At 64.4% G+C, this 19,901-nt stretch carries 16 protein-coding genes; 6 read left to right on the top strand and 10 right to left on the bottom strand.

What is annotated here, in order from left to right:
* Window position 1: 1 nt before the first annotated feature.
* A complete protein-coding gene (locus CSW57_RS14105; RefSeq protein ID WP_370623744.1) occupies window positions 2-877 on the bottom strand; it encodes an ABC transporter permease in 876 nt (291 codons plus the stop codon).
* 540 nt (window positions 878-1,417) lie between these two features.
* Between CSW57_RS14105 and CSW57_RS14100 the strand changes: the two genes are divergently transcribed.
* Complete coding sequence (locus CSW57_RS14100) at window positions 1,418-2,092, top strand: PAS and ANTAR domain-containing protein (RefSeq protein WP_099383427.1); 675 nt, start codon at window positions 1,418-1,420, stop codon at window positions 2,090-2,092.
* A 31-nt stretch (window positions 2,093-2,123) separates the two neighbouring features.
* Window positions 2,124-4,133 (top strand): M13 family metallopeptidase, encoded by a 2,010-nt coding sequence (locus CSW57_RS14095; protein ID WP_370623963.1) that lies wholly within the window; start codon window positions 2,124-2,126, stop codon window positions 4,131-4,133.
* A gap of 79 nt (window positions 4,134-4,212) precedes the next feature.
* Here CSW57_RS14095 and CSW57_RS14090 read toward each other — a convergent pair whose 3' ends face one another.
* Window positions 4,213-5,127, bottom strand: a complete 915-nt coding sequence (locus tag CSW57_RS14090) for a L,D-transpeptidase (protein ID WP_099383426.1) — start codon at window positions 5,125-5,127, stop codon at window positions 4,213-4,215.
* Between the two features lie 241 nt (window positions 5,128-5,368).
* Between CSW57_RS14090 and CSW57_RS14085 the strand changes: the two genes are divergently transcribed.
* Window positions 5,369-6,076, top strand: coding sequence for a GAF and ANTAR domain-containing protein (locus tag CSW57_RS14085; protein WP_223249260.1), 708 nt, complete (start codon window positions 5,369-5,371; stop codon window positions 6,074-6,076).
* A gap of 32 nt (window positions 6,077-6,108) precedes the next feature.
* Here the strand turns inward: CSW57_RS14085 and CSW57_RS14080 are convergent, their stop codons facing one another.
* The 6 genes from CSW57_RS14080 to CSW57_RS14055 form a co-directional block, all read right to left on the bottom strand.
* Window positions 6,109-6,960 (bottom strand): alpha/beta fold hydrolase, encoded by an 852-nt coding sequence (locus tag CSW57_RS14080; RefSeq protein ID WP_099383425.1) that lies wholly within the window; start codon window positions 6,958-6,960, stop codon window positions 6,109-6,111.
* Window positions 6,961-7,023: 63 nt separating this feature from the next.
* Complete coding sequence (locus CSW57_RS14075; RefSeq protein WP_099383424.1) at window positions 7,024-7,716, bottom strand: TetR/AcrR family transcriptional regulator; 693 nt, start codon at window positions 7,714-7,716, stop codon at window positions 7,024-7,026.
* A 47-nt stretch (window positions 7,717-7,763) separates the two neighbouring features.
* Window positions 7,764-8,567, bottom strand: coding sequence for an ABC transporter ATP-binding protein (locus CSW57_RS14070; protein WP_099383423.1), 804 nt, complete (start codon window positions 8,565-8,567; stop codon window positions 7,764-7,766).
* 86 nt (window positions 8,568-8,653) lie between these two features.
* Window positions 8,654-9,487 carry an ABC transporter ATP-binding protein gene (locus CSW57_RS14065; RefSeq protein ID WP_099383422.1) on the bottom strand — a complete coding sequence of 278 codons (834 nt, stop codon included), beginning with the start codon at window positions 9,485-9,487 and terminating at the stop codon, window positions 8,654-8,656.
* Window positions 9,477-11,498: an ABC transporter permease gene (locus CSW57_RS14060; protein WP_099383421.1), complete on the bottom strand. Its 2,022-nt coding sequence runs from the start codon at window positions 11,496-11,498 to the stop codon at window positions 9,477-9,479. The genes CSW57_RS14065 and CSW57_RS14060 overlap by 11 nt, the downstream gene beginning before the upstream one ends.
* Before the next feature lie 144 nt (window positions 11,499-11,642).
* Window positions 11,643-12,911, bottom strand: a complete 1,269-nt coding sequence (locus tag CSW57_RS14055; RefSeq protein WP_223249259.1) for an ABC transporter substrate-binding protein — start codon at window positions 12,909-12,911, stop codon at window positions 11,643-11,645.
* 318 nt (window positions 12,912-13,229) lie between these two features.
* On the opposite strand from CSW57_RS14055, the gene CSW57_RS14050 reads away from it, so the two are divergent.
* On the top strand, window positions 13,230-14,060 hold the full coding sequence (locus tag CSW57_RS14050) for an SGNH/GDSL hydrolase family protein (RefSeq protein ID WP_099383419.1): 831 nt from the start codon (window positions 13,230-13,232) through the stop codon (window positions 14,058-14,060).
* A 31-nt stretch (window positions 14,061-14,091) separates the two neighbouring features.
* On the opposite strand, the gene CSW57_RS14045 is transcribed toward CSW57_RS14050, so the two are convergent.
* On the bottom strand, window positions 14,092-16,269 hold the full coding sequence (locus CSW57_RS14045; RefSeq protein ID WP_099383418.1) for a 3-hydroxyacyl-CoA dehydrogenase NAD-binding domain-containing protein: 2,178 nt from the start codon (window positions 16,267-16,269) through the stop codon (window positions 14,092-14,094).
* 46 nt (window positions 16,270-16,315) lie between these two features.
* Window positions 16,316-17,524: an acetyl-CoA C-acetyltransferase gene (locus CSW57_RS14040; protein ID WP_099383417.1), complete on the bottom strand. Its 1,209-nt coding sequence runs from the start codon at window positions 17,522-17,524 to the stop codon at window positions 16,316-16,318.
* 158 nt (window positions 17,525-17,682) lie between these two features.
* Between CSW57_RS14040 and CSW57_RS14035 the strand changes: the two genes are divergently transcribed.
* Together CSW57_RS14035 and CSW57_RS14030 are read left to right on the top strand one after the other, a co-directional pair.
* A complete protein-coding gene (locus CSW57_RS14035; protein ID WP_099383416.1) occupies window positions 17,683-18,927 on the top strand; it encodes a TetR/AcrR family transcriptional regulator in 1,245 nt (414 codons plus the stop codon).
* The gene (locus tag CSW57_RS14030; protein ID WP_099383415.1) at window positions 18,924-19,877 is read left to right on the top strand and encodes an adenylate/guanylate cyclase domain-containing protein; all 954 of its coding nucleotides are present in this window, start codon (window positions 18,924-18,926) and stop codon (window positions 19,875-19,877) included. The genes CSW57_RS14035 and CSW57_RS14030 overlap by 4 nt, the downstream gene beginning before the upstream one ends.
* Window positions 19,878-19,901: the final 24 nt, after the last annotated feature.

The raw sequence follows: 19,901 nt of genomic DNA, 5'->3' as shown, positions 1-19,901 counted from the left end.
GTCAGGCGCGACCACGCCAGGGCACGGTCTTGCGCTCGATGAGTTGCAGCAGACCGTCGATGATGAGCCCCGAGGTCCCGATCGCGACGATGCCCACCAGCACCACCGGAGTGTTGTTGTAATTGGCGGCATCTCGCACCATCCCGCCGATTCCCGGCAGACCGTTGACCAACTCGGCCGCGACCAACGATGAGTAGGCGACGCCGACAGCGAGACGGATCCCGGTGAAGGTCTCCGGCAATGCCGACGGCACCACCACATCCTTGATCACATCGAACTTGCTGCCGCCCAGCGCTTTTGCTGCTTCGGTGAGGCTTTGGGGTGCTGCCAGCACTGCAGATGTGGTGGCGACGGCCACGGGAGGGAACGCAGCGATGGCCAGCAAGGTGATCTTGGGTTCTTCGTTGATGCCCAGCCAGATGATGAGCAGGGAGAAGTAGGCCAGCGGCGGCAGGGTGCGCAGGAACGTGATCCACGGTTCGAAGACCGCGCGGACCTTGCCGAACGTGCCCATCAGCAAGCCGAAGGCGATACCGACGGCGATGCCGATCACGGTGCCGTACGCGATTCGTTCGAGGCTGATCAGGAGGTGCTCGTATAGGTATTTGCCGGCGTAGCCCCGCACCCCGTCGTTGGTCGTCGAGGTCTGGACGAAGGCATCCCATACCGCACTCGGGGCCGGAACCAGGGTCTCGTTCCAGATCTTCAGGCTCACCACGAGCTGCCACAGCGCGATGAAGATGATCAGCGACAGAACCGGCAAGCCGATGCGCGACAACACCTTCGAGCTGCGCCGCCCACGGGGCGACGATGCCGGAGTGATGGCCCGGTCGCCGTCCTGATCGGTCGGTTCGGAGATGGCTGGCACTACTGACACTGCAAAACCCCTGGTGACATGGAGGCTCGTATCGAGCGGAAGACGATTGATCCCCGAGGCGGCCGGGGGGCGCCGAAGAATCGATCAAGTGGGACGGGAGAACGTGCTCAGGCACCGGCCGACAAGCCGCAACCGAGCTCGAACATGGCTATCGACAACAGCTCTGGGCGCCGACGCGGCACAGATCCACCGCAAGCCGTCGCACCAGGGTCGTCGTGAACACTGCGCCACAGTAGCCCCGCCGACATCGGGCAGGACGAGATACAGTTCGCCCGCTCGCAACTCTTTACGCCCTGGCGGGCATGTAGTAGGCCCGACATCGGCCGACGACGGCTCTCAAGTGGTCCACACTCGGCATCACAGGCGGTGAGCGGGGGTGTGTCCGCAATTGCGACTCGACCGCGGGGCGTGTGGCGATGGATCGCATCTTCATGCTAAAAAATCTTTAGCTCCAGATAGTGGGCCTCAGTTAGCCGCCAACCTGCAACACAGCGCGACGGTTCTACAAACCTGTCCGCATGTTGGCCGAGGAGCTTCTACATGGAAAACAACCCCACCGATGGCCAGTCCGTCGAACACGTCCTGGGTGGCACCCCCCACACGGTGGGTAGTTTCCGCTTCTATGCGAGAGACCAGCGTTGGGAGTGGTCCGATGAGGTCGCCGCGATTCACGGGTACCGTCCCGGCGAGGTGAATCCCACCACGCAGTTCCTGCTCGACCACAAACATCCCGACGACCGCGAGCGGGTCGCCCAGGCCATCGATGGCCTGGTCCGGGACGGACGACCCTTCAGCAGCCGTCACCGCATCATCGACCGCGAGGGCCGGGTTCGGCACGTGCTGGTCATCGGCGACCAGATGCTCGACGAGTCGGGCGCCGTGACCGGCACCGAGGGCTTCTACGTCGATCTCTCCGACAGTCACGACAACGAGCTCAAAGAGACGATGGATGCGGCGGTCAAGAACTTCGCAGCATCACGGGCCGTGATCGAGCAGGCGAAGGGCATGTTGATGCTGGTCTACGGCATCCCGGCCGACCGGGCTTTCGACGTGCTCACCTGGCGCTCCCAGCAGACGAACACAAAATTGCGCACCCTGGCACAGAACATCGTCGCTGCTGCCTCGGGCACGGTGAGCATCGACGACACGGCTCGCCAGAGCTTCGACCACCTGTTGCTCAATGCCCATCAGGACGCCGCACCGGCCGTCGGCTGACGAAAAGTGGCTCAAGTGCCAGGATGGTCTGGTGACTTCTTCCACCGATACCCCCTCCATCACCGCCGACGCGTCGGACCCCAGGTCCGGGATCGACCTCAGCTGGGTCGATGAATCGGTGCGACCGCAGGATGACCTGTTCGAGCACGTCAACGGGGCATGGTTGCGCGAGCACATCATCCCCGACGACCGTCCCGTCGACGGCGCGTTCCATGTGCTCCGCGACCGCGCCGAGGAGAACGTCCGCGACCTGATCACCGAGTGCGCGGAGAACGATCCGGCGCCGGGGAGCGACGCCCAGAAGATCGGCGACCTCTTCGCCAGTTTCATGGACGAGTCCCGCATCAACGAAGTGGGCATCTCGCCGATTCGCGGCGACCTCGACGATCTGGCCGCTGCCGCGGACCGCACCGAGCTCGCCCGCCTCGTCGGTGCGCAGCAACGCCGGGGCATCGGCGGGCTCTTCGGATACTACGTCGACACCGACGCCAAGCAATCCGATCGATACTTGATCCACATCACGCAGTCCGGGATCGGTCTGCCCGACGAGTCGTACTACCGCGAGGACAACCACGCCGAGACCGTGACCGCCTACCGCGCACACGTGGAGAAGATGTTTGCACTCGCCGGCTTCGACGACGCGGCAGCGCGTGCGGCAACGGTTGTGGATCTGGAGACGGCCATTGCTGCGCAGCACTGGGACGTGGTTCGTCGCCGCGACGCCGACCTGTCCTACAACCTGCGCTCCTTTGCCGAATTGACCGACCAGGCAGCAGGCTTCGACGTCGAATCCTGGATCTCGGGGCTGCACACCGAACCTGCGACCACGTTCGGCGAAGTGGTGGTCGGGCAGCCGACTTTCGTCGAAGGTGTGGCGGCGTTGTGGGCCGACCGCGACCTCGACGAGTGGAAGACATGGGCGCAGTGGCGTCTGTTGCATTCGGCATCGCCGTACCTGTCCGACGAGTTCGTCGCCGAGAACTTCGCCTTCTACGGCAAGACCCTGACCGGTTCGGAGGTGATCCGCGACCGCTGGAAGCGCGGGGTCGGGCTGGTGGAGCAGTGCCTGGGCTTCGCCGTCGGGAAACTGTATGTGGCCAAGCACTTCCCGCCCGAGGCCAAGGCCCGGATGGACGTCTTGATCGACAACCTCGTCAAAGCCTATCGCCGTAACATCAGCGACCTCGACTGGATGAGCCCGCAGACCCGCGAGAAGGCACTGGTCAAGCTCGAGAAGTTCACCCCGAAGATCGGTTATCCGGCGACCTGGCGCGACTACTCTTCGCTACGCATCGAACGGGACGACTTGTTCGGCAACATCGCTCGCGCTAGCGCTTACGAAGAAGACCGGGAGTTCGCGAAGATCGGCGCCCCGGTGGACCACGACGAGTGGTTCATGACCCCGCAGACGGTCAATGCCTACTACAACCCTGGCATGAACGAGATCGTCTTCCCCGCGGCCATCCTGCAACCGCCGTTCTTCGACCCCGAGGCCGACGATGCGGCGAACTACGGCGGCATCGGCGCGGTCATCGGTCACGAGATCGGGCACGGGTTCGACGATCAAGGTGCCAAGTACGACGGCGACGGCAACCTGGTCGACTGGTGGACCGACGACGATCGTGCCGAGTTCGGTACCCGCACACGCAAACTCATCGACCAGTACGGCAACTTCACCCCCAAGGGCCTCGACGAGAAGTACAAGGTCAACGGCGAGTTCACCATCGGCGAGAACATCGGCGACCTAGGCGGGCTGTCGATCTCGTTGGTGGCGTACCAGATCGCTTTGGACGGCAAGCCGGCCCCGGTGATCGACGGACTGACCGGTCTGCAGCGGGTGTTCTACGGGTGGGCTCAGGTCTGGCGCACCAAAACCCGTGAGGCCGAGGCCATCCGCCGGTTGTCGATCGACCCGCATTCACCGCCGGAGTTCCGCTGCAACGGGGTGATCAGCAACATCGACGCCTTCTACGAGGCCTTTGATGTCAGCCCCGATGACGGCCTGTATCTCGACGACGGGGACCGCGTCCGCATCTGGTGACCCCAGCATCCCCGCTTTTGGTGGGTTCCGGTGAGCGCGACCTGCGGGTTCACTCGCCCGAACCCACCAAGATCGGGGTCTACGGCGTGGTGAAGTCGGTGAGGCCGTCGGCGGGATCGACGGTTCCGCCGATGGTGTTCTGCACGATGACGGGTGCGCCCTTGGGTGCGTTCTCGAAGAACCAGCGGCCGTCCTCGGTGCTCACGTTGAGGCAACCGTGCGAGACATTGGTGTTGCCTTGCTGTCCCACCGACCAGGGCGCCGCATGCACGAAGATGCCGCTGTTGGAGATGCGCGTCGCGTACTCGACGTAGGTGCGGTAGCCGTCGGGCGAATCGACCGGCACCCCGTAGGTCGAGGAGTCCATGTACATGTCGGCGAATCGTTCGCCCACGGTGTAGATCCCGTTGGGTGTGGGGTTGTCGTTCGACCCCATCGACATCGGCATCGTGCGTACCGCCTCACCGTCGACGGCCACGGTGATGGTGTGGGTGTTGTCGTCGGCCGTGGCCACCCACGACTTGCCGATCGTGAAATTCGATGTGGCACTACCGGCTTCGACAGTCACCTCGGTGCCGGCGGGCCAGAATTCCTCAGGCTTCCACCGAACCTCTTTGTGGCCCACCCAGTAGAGGTGACCCTTCACTTCCGGACTGGTGGTGACGCGAATGGCCTTCTCGGCCGTCTTCTTGTCGTCGATGGCGTTTTGGAACCTGATCACCACGGGCTGCGCCACGCCGACGGTCTCACCGTCAGCGGGATCGAGCGTCGGTGTGGAGAAGTTCGCCCGGCCGAGTGGGCGGTCTTCGCTCGGCGAGGTACTCGGGCTCGTGCTGGGGGCCGATGGCGCGGAAACGCCCGGGACCTCGGGCCCACCGGGCCACAGGGGGTCGGCTCCGATCGGGGACGCAGAAAAGCCCACATACAGAACCGCCCCCGCCACGGCGACCGTCAGTCGGCCGAGGCCGCGACGGCTGGTTGCGTTGATCTGCATGTAATTCCTTCGGTTGATCCCCCCGCGCGCCAGAACGCCCAACATACTCGACAGGGTGTCCTTTGTTCAACGGCCACAACCGAATGCGAGAGTCGTCGTTCACATCGCCATCTCGCCACGTATTCCCACGTCGCAGCTATTTGCGGGGCAGTATGATCACGTCAGTCGAGACGCGGCAATTTGACATCGGAAAGTAGGCTTTCCCTGTCGTCGGGAAACGGCATTGCGAGGATGAGGTCACATGGAGTCACAACAGATCTACCCACCGTCCACCGCCTTGTCGGCTCAGATGGCCGACGTGGCGCGGCTTTTGCGGTCGGAGAGTAAAGACACCGAGTCCATTTTGCATGCTATCTCAAAGTCGGCCGTTGAGTCGGTTCCCGGCGCGGAGTACGCCAGCGTCACGCTCGTGACGGGCAAAGGCCAGGTCCAGACACCCGTGATGATCGGTGACCTGGCAGGCAAGTCGGACGAGTTGCAGCAGGAGCTCGGAGAAGGTCCCTGCATTCGCTCGGCCCTCAGCGAAGAAACCGTGCGCATCGACGACATGGCAACCGACTCCCGCTGGCCCGCATTCGCCGCCGGCGCCAACGAGCTCGGCATCAAGTCGATGATCTGCTTCTGCCTCTACATCGAGAACGAGAACTTCGGCGCCCTCAATCTGCACAGTTCGACGCCGAATGCGTTCGACGACGAGTCTGTATCGATCGGTTCACTGTTCGCCGCACACGCGGCGATCGCGTTCTCGGCTGTTCGCGAACGGGACCAGATCCGTGCCGCTCTCACCAACCGCGACATCATCGGTCAGGCCAAGGGCATGATCATGGAACGGTACGGACTCGACCCGGACGAGGCGTTCCGCCTGCTGGCACGACTGTCACAGGATGCCAACGTCAAGCTCGCGGAGGTCGCCCTTCAGGTGGTCACCGCCGGACCTGACGCCCACTGACCCAACAGCGGCGACCGGCCGCGCGACTCGACTCACCGACCCAGGAAGTCGAGCACCGCTCCTTCGAAGGCCTTCTTCGCCTCGATCATCACCCAGTGGCCGCAGTTCGGGAAGATGTGCAGTTCGGCGTTCGGGATCAGCCGCATGGGCACCATCGACATGTCCGGCGGACTCACCCGATCGTCGCGACCCCAGGTGAGCAGGGTCGGGCAGGACACCTTGTGCATCATGGACCAGTAGGGCGGCGTGTCCGATGCGGCCATGAATTGTTGCTGCATGGCGAAAGCTGCGGAGCCGTACATCATCTGCGCGGTCTCCTGTGCGTCCGGGTTGATGGCCGCTTCCCAGCGCTCCTCGATGAGCTCCTCGGTGATGAGCGCGGGGTCGTAGACCATGGCGGTCAGCCACCGCACCAGCTTGTCCCGGTCGGGCCCGTCGGTGAACTCCTGTAACAGCCGCAGTCCTTCGCTGGGGCTGGAGCTGAAGACGTTCGGGCCGACGCCCCCGATCGTCACGAGCTTGCTGACCCGCTCGGGCTTCTTGATGGCGAGGTTGACCCCGACCACACCACCCATGGAGTTCCCGATCACCGGCGCTGACTCGATACCGAGAGCGTCCATGAACCGGATGACCGACGATCCGGCGGTGAGCACGGGGTGCCCTTTGACCGCGTCGCTGACCCCGAAGCCCGGGAACTCGAGCACGTAGCAGTGATGGGTCTCGGCGAAGACGCCGATGTTGCCGCGGTAGTTGCGCCAGCCGGTGACACCCGGTCCCGAACCGTGCAGCAGGATCAGCGGCGGACCCGACCCCGCTTCGTGGTATCGCAGTACCCCTTGGTCGGTCTGCAGTTCCCTTTTGCTCTCTTCATATGTCACGTCCACCGCTCTAGATTAGAACGTGTTCCTGTTTCGGGGGAGCGCACGGTCAGTTCTCGTCGCGCCGGATCATCGCGTTGCGAGCGACTCGTCGATCGCATGGAGTTGGCGGACCTCCACCGAACGCAATACCGCGAGTGACGCCGTCACCGCCAGATCGCACGCCGCGTCGATTCCCGCGCCGGACACGATCACCGCGCGGTAGGCCACGTCCAGGCTCATCCCGAGGAGCAGCGAGGCCAGGGTGTCGGCACTGGCCTGCACCTGCACCCCTCGTTCGGCGTAGTTGGCCCGGAGTCGTTCCGCAATCCGCGGTTCCAGGGCTGCGAAGAGCCTGCGCCCGGGGACGTTGTCGTCGGCACGGTTGGTGAGCAGTACCCGGAAACCCTCGGGTTGTTTCCGGGCGTACTCGAACAGCGACTCGACCGAATACTTCGCCCGGTCACCGTAGGCCATGGTTTCACCCTTGTCGTACGCGGCGAACATCCACGCGGTCAGCGCATCCAGCTCCCGGTCGATGACTGCGTCCACGAGCCCGTCACGAGAACCGAAGTGCGCGTAGAGGGTCACCCGCGAGGTGCCACCGCGGTCGGCGATCATGTCCATCGTTGCGCGTTCGGCGCCGACGTCCGCGATCACCGACAGCGCGGCGTCGAGCAATTCGGAATCGGTGGGACGGTTCCGCGTGCTGCGGGCAGCGGCTTTCGCTGGGTTCGGCGCGGCAGGAGATCCACCACGCTTCTGGCTGCTCGCCTTCGGCACTGCCCCTCCTCCACGCGAATCTGACGCAGCATCCACCGAATCGGTGTCTAGTGCGTGGCCGCGACGTCGCCGTCGACCCGGCCGAAGTATGCCGCCTCCACCTTGTCTCGTTGTCCTCGGAGGTCACTTGCGGGCCCGGACAGTGCAACCCGGCCATGGTGCAGCACTATCGCCGAGTCGGCGATAGCGAGCGCGAGGTCGATGTGCTGCTCCACCAGGACCACTGCCATGTCCTGCTCGTCGGCGATGGTACGCAGACGGGGCAGCAGATCTTTCACCGCGATCGGCGACAGACCCAGGCTGAGTTCGTCGATGAGCAACACCTTCGGTCTGGCCAGGAGCGCCTTGGCCAGGGCCAGCATCTGCTGCTCCCCACCCGAGAGATTGCCGCAGCGCCGACCTTTGAGGGTTTTGAGCTTCGGGAAGTACTCGAAGACGTCACTCAGCTCGGCACCGTTCTTGCGTTTGGACAATCGGAGGTTGTCCGAGACCGTGAGCTTGTGGAACACACCACGGTTGTCCGGCACCATCGTCACCCCGCGGCGGGCGTTGCGCTCGACGCGTTTGTCCAGCGGCTGCCCGAGTGCGGTGACCTTGCCCGACAGCACGGGTAACGCACCGATCGTCGCGAGCAGGGTGGTGGTCTTTCCGGCGCCGTTGGGCCCGAGCAGCGCCAGTATCTCCCCCGCGCGCAAGCTGGCATTGAAATCGCGCACGGCCGGCACACCGCCGTATCCGACGTTGAGGCCCTCGATGGTCAGCACCGGGTCGCCGGATCCGGTTGTCGGGGCGCGCTTGTCGGTTCCGGCTGCATGCGCCCCGGCAGGGTGCGTCGCGGAAGACCCGGGCATCGGGGGTTCGGTCCCAGAAGGGTTGGTTTCAGATGGATTTGTCCCGGATGAATGTGTCCCAGATGAATGTGTCCCAGATGAATGTGTCACTGTGCCGTACCTTTCTGCAGTACAGGCGAAGCCGCGGACTGTCCGTTTTCGTCGATCTCTACTTCGGCCTCCACCTCGGCACTGCCCAGGTATGCCGACACGACCTTGGGGTCGTCGCGGATCTCCTGAGGGGGTCCCGCAGCGATGACTTTGCCGAAGTCGAGCACGTACAAGCGGTGGCACACATCGAGGACCAGTGACATGTCGTGGTCGATGAGCAGGACACCGATTCCGCTGGCGGCGATCCGGCGCAACTCGTTGCCGAAGTCTCGACTCTCATGGGTGTCCAGACCTGCGGCGGGCTCGTCGAGGAGCACCATGCTGGTGCCTCCGACGAGCGCCCGGGCCACACCGACCAACTTTTGCTGGCCCAGAGCCAGTTCACTCGGACGCTTGTCGGCGGCTTCGGTCAGACCCACCATCGCGAGCGCGTCGCCGATCGTGTCGGCGGGCGGCCTGGAGCCGGTGAGTACGTCGGTGACGAGCGCCTTGAGTCCCGGTTTCTGCACCGCGACCGCGAGGTTCTCCGCGACGGTCAGGTCGGCGAACAGCTCACCCGCCTGCCAGGTTCGGGCCATTCCTGTTCCCCGTCGCCGGTGTGGAGGGCGTCCGTCGATCCGGACGCCCGCCATCGACACCTCACCGGTCGACTTGGTGAAACCGGTGACGGCGTCGACGAAGGTCGTCTTGCCCGCGCCGTTCGGACCGATCAGTCCGACGATTTCGCCGGCGCCTACCTCGAGGGTGATGTTGTCATTGGCGACGACCCCGCCGTACCGCACCGACAGATTGCGGGCCTGCAGCAGTGCGCCCTGTGCTTCAGCCGACATGAGAGCTCGCTTTCGGTTCGGATGTTGCGACCGACGACGTGTCCGGTCCGGATGTGTTGTTGTTCCGGTTCTTCCCGGCCCTCGCCTTGATGTGGTCGACGGTCTCCCTGACGGCACCGACGACGCCGACGGGGTTCAGCACCGCCATCAGCAGCAGGCTGCCAGCGGCGATGATCTGGTAGTACTGACCGAAATCGATTGTCTGGGTGAGGAACACATACCCCACGCCCAAGGGGCCGATGATGCCGGCGATGAAGGCACCGGACACCGACGTGATCCCGCCGACGTAGGTCATCGCCAACAGGGTCAGCCCGATGATCACCGTGAACGACGCCGCCGACAGCTGTCCGCGGCTGTACCCGATGAGGCATCCACCCACCCCGGCCAGGAACGCCGAGAGGGCGAAGCCGAGCAATTTCGTTGCGGCGACATTGATTCCGACCGACGCGGCGGCCCGCTCATTCGAACGCACGGCCAGGAAGGCGCGTCCGGTGGCGCCTGCCATGAAACGCATCACGATGAGGGTCAGTACGGTAACCACCACGAGGACCATCATCGAGAACTCGATGGTCGTGAGTTCCGAACCTTGGCGCACCGACAGGTCCCAGCCGAACAATTTCGGATCGGAGATCAGGTTGCCTTCGAACGGGGTGATCGACGGGTTGTTGAACACGAAACTCTGGATCGCCAGCGCCGCCGCCAGCGTCACCACTGCGAGCTGGGCACCGCGAATGCGAAGGGCGGGAACGCCGACGACCACTCCGAGCGCGGTGGCGATCAGCGCCGAGAGCAGGATGCTCAGCGGGAACGGAACGCCCCAGTTCGTCGTCACCTTCGACAGGGCAAACCCTGCCGAACCCGCGAACGCCATGCTCGCCAGCGAGATCTGACCGAGATAGCCGGTCAGCAACACCAGCGACAGCGCAATCAGCGACAGGATCATCGACGTCACGATTCCGAAACGCCAACTGCCGGATGTCAACAGCACCGCCGCCACCACGGCACCGATCGTCAGCACAACAGGGATCGGACGGATCTTCGGAATGAAGACCGCAGGCATCTTGGCTTCACCGAGCGAGCCACGAGACGGGATCTTGCCGCCCAGCAGGAACAGCGCGATCACCACGACGATGAACGGCACGGCGTCGCCGACACCGGTCTGTGCCCATGTCGGCCACCACTCCAGGGTGCCGGCCCACAGGATGACGGCCTGGAACGCACCGAGCACAAGGCCTGCGACACAGGCGACCCCGAACGACGTCAGCCTTCCGACGAGTGCGACGGCTAGTGCCGGGATGATGTAGAACGTGTAGCTCGTCGCATCCAAGCCGATGGTGTACGCACCGAGCACCACGATGAGACCTGAGGCCGCACCGGTGATGACCCACACGATGGCGGCAAGCCGGTCGGGCGAGTACCCCGCGAGTCGTGCCGCGAGTTCGTCCTCGGAGCCGGCGCGGGTGGCCACCCCGAAGGTGGTCAGACTGAAGTAGGCCCAGAAGAGCAGCGCGATGATGATCGCCACGACTGCGAGCAGGAGGTCGCTGAGGTTGATGACGGCCCCGGCCAGCTCGAAGGTGGTCTGCGGCAGGATCGGCAGTGCCATCAGCGATTCGGTGTCGAATCGCAGGTCCACGAGCGCCTGGAGGAACAGCATGAGGCCGACCGACGCGACGACCTGCGCCAGCACCGGGGCGCGGCGCAGAGGCCGGAAGATGAGGTAGTGCGCGATCAGCGCCCACAGCGCAGCAGAGGCCACACCGATCACGATGGCGAGGACCATCGGCGTCGGACTGTCTTCACTGCCGAGGCTGATGCTCCCGATCGGGAGAACAAACGTTCCGTCGGTGCGCAGTGCGGCAACCACGTACACCGCCCACAGGGCGATGGAACCCTGCGCGAAGTTGATGACACCCGTGGCTGCGTAGATGCCCACCAGCGATGTGGCGAACACGGAGTAGACCGACCCGACCGCCAGGCCGAGGACGACGAATTGAAGGAATTGACTCATGGGTCGTTGCCCACCTCACTGTGTGGATCTGCGTGACAAGGCGAATATGCGCGTGATCAAGGCATCGAGGCCAGGGGGTGGATCACTCGAGTGTCTCGAGCGATCCACCCCCCAGTGGTTTGTGCTGTCGTGTAGCGGCTTCGACTAGCTGGCGCCCGGGATAGCTTGCAGTGCAGCCGGGTTGGGCTGGGTCAGTCCGCCGCCGACGGGCTCGGTCTTCTTGTCACCGACCACCTCGAAGACGAACATCTCGGTGGTGCAGTTCGGCGAGGTCGCCTTGCCACAGCTGAGCTTCGGGCCCAACCAGCTCTGGTAGTCGGTCACGCCCTTGAGTGCGGCGAGGATCGAAGGTCCGGTGTACTCGGCCGGCTTGGCGGTGTTCAGCGTCCGGGCGAAGTCGACGAACGTCGAGAAGGTGCCGTAGGCGTAGAAGCCGCCGGAGTCGCCTGCCTCATCCACGTACTTCTTGGTGATGTCCAGGTTCTCCTGCATCTCGGCCGGGGCCGAGTCCTTTGCCGGCTCGAGCCAGATCGGCGAGTAGGTCTGGGCGCCGACAGCCTGTGCACCCATCGTCTCGATGAACTCGGTGCATGCAGCGAGGAACATGGTGTTCTTGAAGCCGACGGACTTCAGCGACTGCGCGAGCTTGGTGCAGTTTGCGTCGGTCTGCGACGTCATCAGACCACCCGCATCGGGGTTACCGGAGTTGATCGTGGATGCAAGCGCGGTGTAGTTCGGGTTGGTCGGCGAGTAGTAGACGCTCTTCACGTCCAGGCCGAGCTGCTGGCCCAGCGGCATCAGGATGCGTTCGAATGTCTGCCGCGCGGCTGCGACGTCCACATTCGCCAGCGTCAGGGAGTTCTTTCCCTGCGCCTTGAGCGACTGCATCACGCCCACCAGGAAGGACGCCTGCGGGGGACCGAAGTAGACGCGGTTGTCTGCCGACGAACCGGTCACCGAATCGAATGGGATCTGGCCGACGAGTGGGATGTTCGCCGACTTGAGGATGGGAAGTGCAGCACTGGACGCGGCGTCGTAGCCGTCGATGACCGCGGAGACACCCGCCTGCACAAGCTGATTGGCGCAACCGATGGTCGACTCGGGCGCGGACACGTCCACCGCGCAACTGGTGACCTCGATCGGATGGCCGTCGACACCGCCGAGCGAATCGTTGATGTACTTGACCGCGGCCTTCTGGCCGACCTCTACTCCTGGCTGGGTGATCGGACCGTTCGATGGGTTGAGGAATCCGACCTTGATCGGGGTGCCCGTCGCCTTGGTACCGCTCTCCGACGGGGCGGCCGCAGTGGTGCCGCCTTCGTCGGACCCGCTGTCGTCGCTACAGGAGACGACGGAAAAGACACACGCCGCCGCGACAAACATTGCCGCCATCCGGCTGGTTCTCTTGCGCATTTCAATGCCTTTCCCGGCGGCATGTGGCCACGGCTGACAAGCCCGGGCCAGGCCCTCCGAGTTACACGGGATGTGCGCCGGATGCGAATGCATTCGGCGTGCCCAGTCCGGGGTGTGATCTGGGCCACTCGAAAAGTAGCCCTTGCCTTACAACGGTGTCAAGGTGAATTCAGGAGCAATTCGGGAGCAGAAATAGGCCTGTGGATAAACTGCGAACCCGCCCGAAATGCCCGACTCTGAGCTATAACCGTGCAGCTTGACGCGGTGCGCGCGGAGCGGCGCACTGGAAAGAGCTGGGTCGCCACATAAAATGTCACGGTGAGTTATTCACGTTTTGTGGCCATCGGCGACAGCCAGACCGAAGGAATGTGCGACGGTGACGATGTCACCGGATACCGCGGATGGGCCGACCGGCTCGCCGAACGCCTGTCCCGGGACAATCCCGATTTCCGCTACGCCAATCTCGCTGTGCGCGGACGCCGAACGCGCCAGATCCGGGATCAGCAGCTCTACCCCGCGCTCGCGATGGAACCGGACCTGATCGCCGCACCTCTCGGCATGAACGACGTGCTTGCCAGCACCGGACTCGCAGAGGTCCGCCGCGATCTCGACTTCATCTATCGTGAACTCGCCCGGACCTCGGCGACCGTGCTGATCTCCACCTATCCCAATATGGCCAGGACCGTTCCCATCGCGCGGCGGATCGAGTCACGACTCCTGGCGGTCAATCAGATGATGCGCGAGTTCGCCGACGGCTACGACTTCGTTCTTGTCGACCTCGTCAGCGCCCCAGTGCTTCTCGACCCGCGGTCCTGGTCACCCGATCGGTTGCACGCATCACCCTTCGGTCATGACCGGTTTGCGGCCGGCGCAGCGCATGCATTGAATCTCGCTGGTAGCGAACCTGATTGGGGCGCACCGCTGCCGCCACGCCCTCAGCTGACCGCAGCCCAGGTCATTGCTCGCGAAGCACTCTGGGCCCGAACGTTTTTCATTCCCTGGATCATCCGGCGCACGCGAGGTAGGTCACTTGGCGACGGATTGTCGCCCAAACGACCCGAGTTGGCCCCCGTCCGCCCACCCACCGGCGGGTACGACAACGGCCCGGCCCCCTTGCGGGAACCGGGCCGTGACGAGCTGAGCCGCTGACCTGTCGGTCAGCCCTCGATCACTCGGAGCGTCAGTACTTCTCGCCCTTGGCTGCCTTGTCGACGAGCGACTGCGGCGGCTCGAAATGCTTGCCGTACTTCGATGCCAGATCGCGTGAGCGGTCGACGAAGCCCTGCAGGCCACCCTCGTACTGGTTGATGTACTGGATCACGCCGCCGGTCCAGGCGGGGAATCCGATACCGAAGATCGAGCCGATGTTCGCGTCGGCCACGGTCTCCAGCACACCCTCGTCGAAGCACTTGACGGTCTCTAGGGCCTCGGCGAAGAGCATCCGCTCCTTCATGTCCTCGAAGGGGATCTCCTTGGTGCCCGAGTTGAACGCCTCACGCAGACCCGGCCAGATGCGGACGCGCTTGCCGTTCTCGTCGTACTCGTAGAAGCCCTTGCCGCCGGAGCGCCCGGGACGACCGAGGTCGTCGACCATCTTGTCCACCACCGCATTCGAACCGTGCTGGGGAACCGGCTTGCCCTCGTTCGCGAGTGCCTTCTCGGTTTCCTTGCGGATCTTCTGCGGCAAGGTGAGCGTGAGCTCGTCCATGAGCTGCAGCGGCGGGGCCGGGTAACCGGCCTGTGCGCCCGCCTGCTCGATGAACGTGGGCTCCACACCTTCGCCGACGGCCGCGATGGCCTCGTTGACGAACGTGCCGATGACACGCGAGGTGAAGAACCCACGGCTGTCGTTCACCACGATCGGGGTCTTGCGGATCTGCAGGGTGTAGTCGATGACCTTGGCCAGCACGGCGTCAGAGGTCTTGGCACCCTTGATGATCTCCACCAGCGGCATCTTGTCGACCGGCGAGAAGAAGTGGATTCCGATGAAGTCCTCGGACCGCTTCACGCCTTCGGCGAGACTGGTGATGGGCAACGTGGAGGTGTTGGATCCGAGGATCGCGTCGGGCTCGACGATGTCCTCGATCTCCTGGAACACCTGGTGCTTGACCTCGACCGACTCGAAGGCAGCCTCGATCACCAGGTCGACACCCTTGAAGTCGGCCGCATCGGTGGTCGGGGTGATGCGGGCGAGCAGCGCGTCGGACTTCTCCTGGGTGGTCTTCCCACGTGAGAGCGCCTTTTCCTCCAGCTTGACCGAGTAGTTCTTGCCCTTTTCGGCGGCCTCGATGTTGATGTCCTTGAGGACGACCTCGATGCCGGCCTTGGCCGAGACATACGCGATGGCAGCACCCATCATGCCGGCGCCGATGACACCGACCTTCTTGGCGGTGTACTTCTCGAAGCCCTCGGGACGGGATGCGCCACCGTTGATGGCCTGCAGGTCGAAGAAGAACGCCTTGATCATGTTCTGTGCGACCTGGCCGGTCACCAGCGACACGAAGTAGCGCGTCTCCACGATGTCCGCGGTGTCGACGTCGACGTAGGCGCCCTCGATCGCGGCAGCCATGATGGCACGCGGCGCCGGCATCGGGGCACCCTTGAGCTGCTTGCGCAGGAGGGCGGGCATGGCCGGGAGCATCTGGGCCAGCGACGGGCTGGTCGGTGAGCCGCCCGGCATCTTGTAGCCCTTTGTGTCCCACGGCTGTGCCGCTTCGGGATTCGCCGAGATCCACGCCTTCGCAGCGGGGATCAGTTCGTCGACCGAACCGACGACCTCATCCACGAGACCGGTTTCCTTCGCCTTGGTGGCGTTGAAACTCGGACCCTGCAGCAGCACGTTCATCAACGCGTTCTGGAGGCCGAGGAGACGTACCGTACGGACCACGCCACCGCCGCCGGGCAGCAGACCCAGGGTGACCTCGGGCAGACCGATCTTGATGCCCTTGACGTCGGCGGCGATGCGGTAATGGGTGTGCAGCGCGATCTCGAGGCCGCCACCGAGTGCGGCACCGTTGATGGCCGCGACCACGGGCTTGCCGAGGGTCTCGAGCCGGCGCAGCACCGCCTTCATCCCGTTGGTGTGGTTGGTGATCTGGGTGGCCAGCTCAGCCTTGTCCGCACCTTTACGGTCGGACGTCATGTCCTTGAGGTCGCCGCCGGCGAAGAAGGTCTTCTTCGCCGAGGTCAGCACAACACCGGTGATGCTGTCTTTTTCGGCCTCGAGGCGGTCGACGGTCGCGGCCATCGACGAGGTGTAGAGGTCGTTCATCGTGTTGGCGCCCTGGTTCGGGTCGTCCATGGTGAGCACAACGACGCCGTCGCCGTCCTGCTCCCAGCCGATCATGTTGTCAGTCATAGGTATTCAAAGCTCTTTCTGGCGAAGGGGGAAGAAGTCCGGAAGGTCAGACACGCTCGATGATGGTGGCAACACCCATGCCGCCACCGATGCACAGGGTGATCAGGCCGTAGCGGCCGCCGGTGCGCTCGAGCTCGTCGAGCACGGTGCCCACCAGCATTGCGCCGGTTGCGCCGAGCGGGTGGCCCATCGCGATGGCACCGCCGTTGACGTTGGTCTTCTCGTGCGGGATCTTCAGATCCTTGAGCCACTTCATGACAACCGAGGCGAACGCCTCGTTCAGCTCGAACACGTCGATGTCCTCGACGGTGAGTCCGGCCTTCTTGAGTACCAGCTCGGTGGCCGGGGTGGGTCCGGTGAGCATGATCGTGGGGTCGCTGCCGGTCTGCGCGGTGGCCACGACGCGGGCGCGCGGGGTGAGGCCGGCGCGCTTGCCTGCCTCTTCGCTGCCGACCAGCACCAGAGCTGAACCGTCGACGATGCCGGACGAGTTGCCGCCGGTGTGAACGTGATTGATTTTCTCCACGTTGACGTACTTCTGCAGCGCCACGTCATCGAAGCCGGTCATCGCGGCCAGGCCCTCGAAGGCCGACTTCAGCTTGCCCAGGCTCTCGACGGTGCTGCCGGGACGACGGTGCTCGTCGTGGTCGAGCAGCGTGACGCCGTTGATGTCCTTGACCGGCACAACCGACTTGGCGAAGTATCCGCCCGACCATGCGGCCTCGGCGCGCGCCTGCGACTCGGCGGCGTACGCGTCGACGTCTTCACGGGAGAAGCCTTCGATGGTGGCGATCAGGTCTGCGCCGATGCCCTGCGGGGCGATGTAGAGGTCGTATGCCGTGGCGGGGTCGGTGAACATCGCGCCACCGTCGCTGCCCATGGGCACGCGCGACATGGACTCGACGCCGCCGGCGATGACGAGGTTGTCCCAGCCCGATGCGACCTTCTGGGCCGCGAGGTTGGTGGCTTCGAGGCCGGAGGCGCAGAAGCGGTTGATCTGGGTGCCCGGCACGGTGTCCGGCAGTCCTGCCACGAGGGCGGCGGTACGCGGGATGACCGCACCCTGCTCGCCGACGGGGGAAACCACACCGAGGACCACGTCGTCGATGTCGGCGGGATCCATGTCCGGGAAGCGGACCTTGAGTTCGTTGATGAGGCCGACGATGAGGTCGACGGGCTTCACGCTGTGCAGCGAGCCCTTACGCTGCTTGCCACGAGGCGTACGAATGGCCTCGTAGATGTATGCATCAGTCACGCTGAGGTTTCCTTTCAAATGAACTGCGATGTTCGCGGGCGCTCGCCTCGCTGATATTCCTCCAGCTACATGAGGCTAACGCGCTGTAACTTATTTGACCATACCCCGAGTACAGAGCAGCATTCAATAGCGCCTTCATGAGCTAGGGTGGATTCACAATGTCCACCAACCCCGACGTCACGCCCGTCTCGCGCCCCCAGCGCCAGAGTCGGCCCGCCGATCGCAAGCGCCAGCTGGTCGACCGCGCGGCCGAACTGTTCCTGGCGCGCGGGTACGACCACGTCTCGGTGGCGGACATCGCCAAGGCCGCGGGTGTCACGGGCCCCTCCATCTACCGTCATTTCGCCGACAAACAGGCGATCCTGTTCGCCGCGGTGATGTCGGGCGTCGAGGACATCGAGCAATGCACCGACGCCGCACTCTCCCCCGCGGCGGACGGCCAGATCCCGATCGGCAAGGCCATCGAGAAGCTGTGTGCGCTCGGGGTAACCAATCCGAACTCGGCAGCGCTCTGGCGTTGGTCCACCGCCCACCTGACCCCAGAACAGAACGACGAGGTCGCCCGGCGCACACGCACGGTGCTGCACCGGTGGTCGGGGGCGGTCTTCGGTCACCGCACCGACCTGTCCCCACGTGATGTCGACCAACTGGCGTGGACCATCCTCAGCGTCAACGGCAGTGTGTCCGTGCACCGCACCCGCATCTCGAACTCACGCGCCATCGCACGCCTGGTGACGCTTGTCGGCCGGGTGGTGGAGATGACCCCCGATCACGCGACCGCGATCGCACCGCTGCCTGCGGGTCTCGCCGAGCCCGCCGGCCGACGCGACGAGATCCTCGACGCGGCTGCCGAACTGTTCCAGCGGCGCGGGTTCGCCACAGTGGGTGTCGATGAGATCGGCGAGGCCGTGGGTATCACCGGACCCAGTGTCTACAAGCACTTTTCGAGCAAACAAGCGATTCTGATCGCGATCAGCCAGCGCAGCGCCAACCGCCTCGAGGCCAGCGCGATCGCCGTGTACTCGGTGGCCGAGAACCCCGCAGCCCTTCTCTCCCTGCTCGTCGATTCCTACATCCAGGTCCTCACGTCCACTCCGGACCTGTCGGTCTCGTTCAACAGCCGGAGCGTCCTCGAAGGTTTCGACAATGGCGAACTCATCCTCTACCAACGCCGGTACGTGGCACGATGGGTGAACCTGGTCGAGCAGATCGAGACCGACCTTCCAGGCCCGGAGGCCGCACTGACCGTGCACGCAGCACTGACCATCGCCAATGACGCCATGCGCCTGCGTCGCAACTGGACTCGACCCGAGATGCCTGCGTTGCTCGCGTACCTGATGAAAGGCGTACTGGGCCTGCCCTTGGTTCCGGCAACCGATCCCTCTCGGACGCCGGTGTCATGACCGACGAGTCGGATGTCTCCGCCGAAGCGATCGAATCGCTGCTGCTCGGCGGTAAGCGACTGTTCACCCGTGAAGACGTCACCGCCGCACTCAACATCCCGACCGAGTTCGCCGACCGGGTGTGGACCGCTTTCGGGTTCGCCATGGACAAGACCGACGAACCCCTCTTCACCGCCGACGACGTCCAGGCCTTACAACTCGTCCACGGCCTCGACGAGGCACAGCCCGAGGCCTTCGAGATCGGGATGGCACGTGCTCTCGGCCAGACGATGTCCCGGCTGGCCGAATGGCAGGCACACCACATCGCCGAACGGATGCGGGCCGCCGACAGTCCGGACCTCGCCCAGATGCTCCAGGCAGTCCAGCGGGTGCAGATCCTGATCTGGCGCCGCCACCTGTCTGCCGCACTGCAGAATGCGCTCTCGATGAGTGAGGGCGAAAATCGCACCATGGCAATCGGTTTCGTCGACATCGTCGGCTACACCAGCCTCTCACGCAAGATCGGGATGGAAGAACTCGACGATCTCCTCGAGACGTTCGAGACGAACGCGTTCGAGGTCATCAACTCGCGCGGTGGTCACGTGGTCAAGACGCTCGGCGATGCGGTGATGTTCTCCACCGAGGATCCGGTGGCGGGCGCCGAGATCGCCGTTGCCTTACAACACCTCTCGGCCGAACACGCCCTGCCGCCGCTACGGGTGGGTGTTGCCCTCGGAACCGTGTTGACACGACTCGGCGACGTCTTCGGCGAGCCGGTGAACATCGCCGCACGCCTCACCAGCTCGGCGCGCCCGGGCACCGTACTCACCGACACGACGTTCGCGAACGCCGTCGAGGACGAGCGGTTCTTCTTCAAGTCCGTCGGCCCGCTCAACGTGCGGGGCTACAAGCGGTTACGTGCGCGCAGCCTGGAACCGAACCGGAAACCGGCAAACATCACCGAGTCCTGATCGTTCGACGGTTCGCGACGTCGC

This window comes from Williamsia muralis (genome assembly GCF_002735905.1).
Taxonomy (GTDB): Bacteria; Actinomycetota; Actinomycetes; order Mycobacteriales; family Mycobacteriaceae; genus Williamsia; species Williamsia muralis_A.
The sequence above is the reverse complement of the archived record's forward strand: the minus strand, read 5'-3'. Positions and strand labels throughout refer to the sequence as shown.